Origin of the sequence: Microvirga aerilata (genome assembly GCF_016743775.1) — a bacterium.
Classification (GTDB): Bacteria; Pseudomonadota; Alphaproteobacteria; order Rhizobiales; family Beijerinckiaceae; genus Microvirga; species Microvirga aerilata.
Window position 1 is genome coordinate 1 of record NZ_JAEQMY010000247.1, and the last position, 1,976, is coordinate 1,976.

The 1,976-nt window shown below is 56.5% G+C and carries 1 protein-coding gene; it reads left to right on the forward strand.

All coding sequences use genetic code 11. The features are described 5' to 3' along the window. Positions 1-614 precede the first annotated feature (614 nt). The gene (locus tag JKG68_RS32080) at positions 615-830 is read left to right on the forward strand and encodes a hypothetical protein (RefSeq protein WP_202066443.1); all 216 of its coding nucleotides are present in this window, start codon (positions 615-617) and stop codon (positions 828-830) included. The last annotated feature ends 1,146 nt before the right edge of the window (positions 831-1,976 follow it).

Consider the following 1,976-nt stretch of genomic DNA (forward strand, 5'->3'; position numbering starts at 1 on the left):
TTCGAGCTTATCATCAATCTCAAGACGGCTAAGGCGTTGGGCTTGGAAGTTCCGCCCACTCTTCTCGCCCAAGCCGATGAGATCATTGAGTGAGAGCGCCGTGCGGGCATAAATGAGGCCGCGGAATTCTGATAAGCGCCTTTATGGAAAGCGAATTTGCGTTTTCGCGAAGTCTTCCGTCCGACTTATGGAACGCGGCCGCCCCTATGCAGTAAAACGGACCTCGCAGGACGTCCGAGCAGGCCAGCGAATACTCAACAAGACTTAACCCGCTTGCTATCGAGCTATAGCCGCTTGCCGTTGCTCAAGGTGGCGGGATTCATGCCATTCTTGAGGTATGGAACTGGCGTTGGCAAATACGCCCAGCGTCCCGACCCTCCAGGGGACTGGATAATACGGCCCCCCTGCGCAACCTGGGTTTTGTGAGTTTTTCCCGGTGCGCGTCAACGCGGTGCCAGCGAGCAAGGCCATGCCGATGAGCCGCGAAGGGGAGCAATCTGGGGGGAACTCCCACACGGCAGAAACGGGCTGCTGATTCCTCCACAGGAAACGAGACTTGCCCGAGAACAGCCGGGTTATCCTGCCTTCGCATTGCTGATTCACGAGGGAACTTGATGACGGGTGCGGGCGACAATCTCATTGAGTCCACGGCTCGAGCCCTGTTGCGCGAGCGGATTGAGGCCACGCCCTGGTTTCGGATCAGGATGAGCCAGGAACAGCGCCAAGCGGCCATTGAGCGGGAAGTGGATACCTATTGGCACCTGTTCGTTGCCGATGCCACAGAGCGGCTGCTTGGACTTGGCAAAGCGAGCCCGCACGCGAAGCATTAGCTCGAACGAAGCCGACAAAGAAAAAGCGCCCCACAAGGGAGCGCTTCGAAGGTGCCGGCCCGTGGGGGCAGAATGGGGCCGGAGGTGCGTATCAACGCCCTCGCGACACCTTGGTTCCAATGGGAGTGAACTTTTTCAGCCAGGGTCCGAGGCTTGGGCGCACTCGTGTTAAGCCAGATGGCCTAGGTCAAAAAACCGAGTATCGTCTGCTCAGGAACCAGCTAAGAAGGCAAGTGTTGATCAAGACATTTTCAAAAACGACAAGTTTAACAAGATCAACTTCCTGATCCGTGGGGGCAGATGCGGGTACAAGGCCGCGACATCAGTCAAAAGACTGGGCGCGGCTTTTTCTTTTGTGGCCGAATACATAACCGACCGCCGCACCGTGCTCACCAGTACACGATTGGTTTTATCGAGAACGGGCGGCCCCGGTACACGCGCGAGCGCCCTAAGATAATTTGCTGGATCCCAGAGGAGCCTCCCCACCCGCCTTGCCATTGGGTGAGGAGGCCTCCTGCCCCGGTGAAGGCCGGATGCGAGACATGCCTTCCCTCGTCAAACAGGTGGCTCCGAATGCAGTTTCAGCGTGGCCACAGAAAAACCCTTTACGGTGGGATGTGAGGGGCTTGGAAGATGCGAAGGCCAAAGAAGCCTTCGTGCTGGGTTGGGAGAGTGGGGTGCTGGTCCATTCGGATCTGCCCCGCAACCACATCAACGGCTGAACAGTCTCTCAATCAGAATGTCAGCGGCTGTGCTGGTAAGCCCCCACGCAAGAGGTATTTCTCCAACATAGACCGTGAAGGTGCCATCCTGAGTAGCCTTCTTGGCAATACGGGCCATGAGCCATGTTCCTTGTTCCTTGTTCAAGGCATGAAATCCCGAAGCGGGGCTCTGAGAATGATTAAATGGTCGGCAGTAATGACCAAGCCTAAAAAGTAGGCAATAGGCGTGTTGCAGCGGAGGGGAGCGGAGATGGCATTACGTGTGTGCTCACCCTCGCTCCCAATTGTCATTCGTGAGAGCGAAGCGAAATGTAATTTTATTTGCTGACGCTACCAAAATGCCGAGCCTAAAGCGAATTGTGGATCAGTGTACGGCATAGCCGGCATGCCTGATCCAGCCTCGGGCATCCTTTGCGGTGATGGT

Coding starts and splice junctions, on each gene's coding strand:
- JKG68_RS32080 (WP_202066443.1), top strand. CDS start 615: ATGACGGGTGCGGGCGACAATCTCATTGAGTCCACGGCTCGAGCCCTG.